General features: G+C 66.7%; 5 protein-coding genes and 1 pseudogene. All 6 read left to right on the forward strand.

Annotated features, from left to right (window positions below; all coding sequences use genetic code 11):
• The coding region (locus PHX69_RS09905; protein WP_288043551.1) for a ParB/RepB/Spo0J family partition protein at positions 1 to 663 on the forward strand (663 nt) is incomplete at its 5' end.
• A 24-nt stretch (positions 664 to 687) separates the two neighbouring features.
• On the forward strand, positions 688 to 1,455 hold the full coding sequence (locus PHX69_RS09910) for a class I SAM-dependent methyltransferase (RefSeq protein WP_288043552.1): 768 nt from the start codon (positions 688 to 690) through the stop codon (positions 1,453 to 1,455).
• Between the two features lie 240 nt (positions 1,456 to 1,695).
• A complete protein-coding gene (locus PHX69_RS09915) occupies positions 1,696 to 3,222 on the forward strand; it encodes a COG3014 family protein (protein WP_288043553.1) in 1,527 nt (508 codons plus the stop codon).
• Between the two features lie 21 nt (positions 3,223 to 3,243).
• On the forward strand, positions 3,244 to 3,639 hold the full coding sequence (locus PHX69_RS09920; RefSeq protein WP_119012127.1) for a YcfL family putative periplasmic lipoprotein: 396 nt from the start codon (positions 3,244 to 3,246) through the stop codon (positions 3,637 to 3,639).
• Between the two features lie 46 nt (positions 3,640 to 3,685).
• Positions 3,686 to 4,300, forward strand: a complete 615-nt coding sequence (gene lpoB, locus PHX69_RS09925; protein ID WP_119012126.1) for a penicillin-binding protein activator LpoB — start codon at positions 3,686 to 3,688, stop codon at positions 4,298 to 4,300.
• Positions 4,301 to 4,311: 11 nt separating this feature from the next.
• A pseudogene (locus PHX69_RS09930) lies at positions 4,312 to 4,604 on the forward strand (hypothetical protein); the annotation flags it as partial.

Below are 4,604 nucleotides of genomic sequence, written 5' to 3' on the forward strand. Positions count from 1 at the left end.
CGCTACGAAATCATTGCCGGTGAGCGCCGCTACCGCGCCGCCAAGCTGGCGGGCCTGGACAGCGTGCCCGTGCTGGTGCGCGACGTGCCCAACGAGGCCGCCGCCGCCATGGCGCTGATCGAAAACATCCAGCGCGAAGACCTCAACCCGCTGGAAGAGGCGCAGGGCCTGTCGCGCCTGGTCAAAGAGTTTGGCCTGACGCACGAGCAGGCCGCGCAGGCCGTGGGCCGCTCGCGCAGCGCCGCCAGCAACCTGCTGCGCCTGCTGAATCTGGCCGATCCGGTGCAGACCATGCTCATGGCGGGCGACATCGACATGGGCCACGCGCGCGCGCTGCTCGCGCTGGACAAGGCCACGCAAATCACCGCAGGCAACCAGATTGCCGCCAAAAAACTGTCGGTGCGCGAAACCGAGGCGCTGGTGAAAAAGATGGGCACCGATTTCAGCCCCGCGCAGCCCAAGTCCGCGCCCGCCAAGTCGCGCGACATCCAGCGCGTGGAAGAGGAGCTGTCGGACTTGCTCATGGCAGAGGTGGAAGTGCGCGTGAAAAAGCGCGTCAAGCGCGGCGCGCGCACCGAAGACGTGGGTGAGCTGGCCATCCAGTTTGGCTCGCTGGACGCGCTCAACGGCCTGATCGAGCGGCTGCGCGGCCGCCCCGATTAAGCGCCGCTGACAGGCCCGCTGCCCATGCTGCCGCACCTGCCCTGGCCCCTGCCCGCCGTGCTGGGCTGGTCAAGCTCCTGGCTGCTGTTTTTGCTGTTGCAGCGCGGTGGCTGGACGCCGCTGTGGACGCTGCTGGCGGCCAGCCTGTGGGGCGCGCTCATCAGCCTGTGGGGCGATACGCTGTGGCGCAAATTGTTCATTGCGGGCGGGTTTCCGCTGTCGCTGGCGCTCACGCAGGCCCAGGCGTTTCCCGCGTGGGCCTGGCTGCTGCCGCTGGCCTGTCTGCTGCTGCTGTACCCGCTGCAATCGTGGAAAGACGCGCCGCTGTTTCCCACCCCGCCCGACGCCCTCAACGACCTGCCCGGTGTGGCCCCTGTGGAGCCGGGCGCGGCGGTGCTGGATGCCGGTTGCGGTCTGGGCGATGGCCTGATGGCCCTGCGCCAGGCCTACCCGCTGGCCGTGCTGCACGGCCTGGAGTGGAGCCGCCCGTTGCGCTGGCTGTGCGCGCGGCGCTGCCCCTGGGCCCACGTGGAACGCGGCGACATCTGGCAGGCCGACTGGGGCGCTTATGCGCTGGTGTATTTGTTCCAGCGCCCCGAGAGCATGCCCCGCGCCTGGGCCAAGGCCTGCGCTGAGATGGCACCGGGCACCTGGCTGGTGAGCCTGGAGTTTGCGGTGCCCGAGGCCACGGCGCACGCGCACATCGCCCTGGCAGGCGAGCGCCGGGTGTGGGTGTACCGCATGCCTGGGGCCCTTGCGCAAGGCTCTGGTAAGCGGGATCGGGCATCCTGAGACGGCAGCTGTTGCGCTAGACAGGCCGGGGCCCCAGGGCCTTGCCGCCCTGACCAGAGCGCGGCGCGCTGCGACACAAAAAAACCAAAAAACCCAGAGCCAGAGGGAAGGACGGCTTGCATTGCTGGTGCGCGCGGGAGGGCGCGCGCAGGCCCCCGCTTTCCTGGCCCGGCGGCTGCTGTGCCAGTGGCCCGGTCGGGGTTTTCTGGTGCCCACATCCATGGACATGCAAGGAAATTCATGAATCACCGTTTTCTGCCCCGCAACCGCGTTTGGGGCACCTTGGCGCTGAGCGTGGCCCTGACCGGCTGCGCCAGCATGCAAAGCCACGACAAGCTGGCCGGCGACGTACACAGCGCTGGCCAGACGCAGGGCATATCGGCAGCGCTGGCCCGCCTGGACGCATCGGCCACCACCGAAGAGCAAAAAACCGCACTGCTCTACAACATGGAACGCGGCGAGCTGCTGCGCCTGGACCGCCGCTACGAAGACAGCAACCACGCCTTCATGCTGGCCGATAACAAGGTCAAAGAATGGGAAGAGGCCGCCAAGACCGATCCGCAAAAGCTCATGGGCACCGTGGGGGCGGCACTGGTCAGCGAGCGGCTGAAGGTCTATGAAGGCCAGGACTACGAAAAAGTCTGGCTCACCACGCGCCTGGCGCTCAACCGCGTGGCCCTGGGCGATTTTGAGAATGCCCGCGTGGACATCAAGCGCACGCACGAGCGCGAGGCCGTCATCGCCGAGTTCCGTGCCAAAGAAACCCTGGCGGCCGAGGAAGAGGCCAAGTCCAAGGGCGCTACCTCCGGCAGCAAGGAAATCAACGGCTATCCCGTCGAAACCCTCAACGACCCTGAAGTGCTGGCCCTCAAGAATGGCTACCAGAACGCACTCAGCCACTACCTGGCGGGCTTTTTGTACGAGGCCATGAACGAGCCCGGTCTGGCCGCACCCGGCTACCGCAAAGCCATCGAACTCAAGCCCGAAACCGGGGTGCTGGAAGAGGGCCTGCGCGGCCTCGACAGCCGCGCCAGTTTCACGTGGAAGCGCCGCCAGCGCATGACCGATGTGCTGTTCATCGTGGAAGCGGGCGATGCCCCCGCGCGCAAATCCATCGCCTTCACGCTGCCCGTGCCCACGGGGCGGGGCATGGTGACGGCCAGCATTGCCTACCCCGTGATCGAGCCCTCGAACGACCCGCCGCTGGGCCAGGTGTCGGTGGCCGGTTACGACTTCAAGCTGGAAAAAGTGGTGGACGTGAACGTCATGGCGCGCCGTGCGCTCAAGGATGAAATGCCTGGCATGGTGCTGCGCGGCGTCACGCGCGCCGTGGCCAAAGGCGTGGTGCAAGACCAGCTGCAAAAAAATGGCGGCCTGATTGGCGGCTTGATCGGCGCCGTGGCCTCGGTGGCCACCGAGCAGGCCGATGACCGCCTGTGGCGCATGCTGCCCGGGCGCGTGTATGTGGCGCGCGGCTACCTGCCGCCCGGCGAGCACCGCATCACCATCAATGGCCGTGAGCTGGAGCAGCCCGTCAAGATCGATGGCCAGTACGCCCTGGTGCCGCTGCGCTTCTACCACCGCAGCGTGCTGACGGGCGATGTGGCCAGCGTGGGCCAACTGGTGGCCGTGGCCGACAAGCCCGCAGCGGCAGAGCCTGTGGCCGCACCAGCTGCCACCAAGCCTGCGCGGCGTGAGCGCCCCGCACGCACGCCGCGCCCTGCGGCCAAACCCGCCGCCACCGCACCGCAGGCGGTTGCCCGCTGACTTTGAAGGAGTTTTTCCCGCATGACCCCCCGACACACCCTGGCCGCCATCGGCGTGGCCTTTTGGGCGCTGGTCGGCTGCGCCCAGGCGCAGCAACACGACCCCGCCACACCGCTGGCCGTGGCCTCCAAAGTGGCCTTGCGTGGCGATGCCCACGGCATTGCCGTGCGCGAGATGCGCCTCGTGCGCAAGAACGACATCCTGGTGGTGCAGGCCGATATGGCCAACATGGGCCGCAGCGACCGCACCGTGTTCTACCGTTTCCGCTGGCTGGACAACGTGGGCAACCAGGTGGGCGATGGCGAGTCCTGGAAGCAGATGACCGTGCTGGGCCTGGGCCAGCAGACGGTCAAAAGCGTGGCGCCCACTGGCGCTGCCGTGGACCTGCGCCTGGAAATGAACGTGGAGCCGCGCTGACAGCGGCATCGACCCAGATAGATAGATTGAGTGAGGAGTAAACACTGTGAAGCAACACACCATCCAGCGCAGCGCGCTCGTCCTGGCGTTGGCCGCCAGCAGCCTGGCCCTGTCGGCCTGCCAGAACCTGTCATCCCCGGTGGTGCGCTTTGACCGCCAGGTCAATTACGGCGACGCCAAGGCCGTCGAGCTGGTGACCAATGAGTTCGGCTCCACCGACTTGCAGATGATTGCCGAAAAGATGACCGGCGGCCTGCTGGAAACCGGCATCTTCCAGGGCCGGCCCACGGTGACCATTTCTACCGTCAAGAACAAGACCAGCGAGTACATCGACACCACCAACGTCATGAGCTCTATCCAGACGGCGCTGGTCAAGTCGGGCAAGGTGCGCTTTGTGCGCTCCATCAACGAAATGCAGCAGGGCGTGGACGAGTTGCAGCGCCAGAACCAGAGCGGCCTGTACAAGCAGGGCACCACGGCCAAGGTGGGCCAGATGACGGCAGCCAAGTACCAGATGGAGGGCGAGCTGACCAGCATCGTCAAGCAAAGCGCTGCCACCAAAGACGTGTACTACAAGTTCACGCTCAAGCTGTTTGACGTGCAGGAGGGCACCATCGAATGGCAGGATGAAAAAGAAATCCGCAAGACCAGCAAGCGCTGAAAGGACTCGCCATGCAACGCAGAACCACCTTGACCGCGGCGCTGTCCGTGCTGGCCGCCACGGCACTGGTCTGGGGCAGCGCGGCCAGTGCGCAAAACGCGCCCAAGATCGCCGTGACCGACCTGGCCTACGCCCAGCGGGTGTCCGAATACTTCGAGGCCGGTACCTACCAAAGAAGCAGCCAGATGAGCGCCCAGGGCAGCCACAGCGGCGGCTACAGCCACGGGCCCTACAGCGGCTCGGGGTCGCACTCGGGCAGCCACTCGGTGCAGGCCTCCGAGCAGGCCAGCGGCACCTATGTGGC

This window comes from Simplicispira sp., assembly GCF_028687295.1.
Lineage (GTDB): Bacteria > Pseudomonadota > Gammaproteobacteria > Burkholderiales > Burkholderiaceae_C > Simplicispira > Simplicispira metamorpha.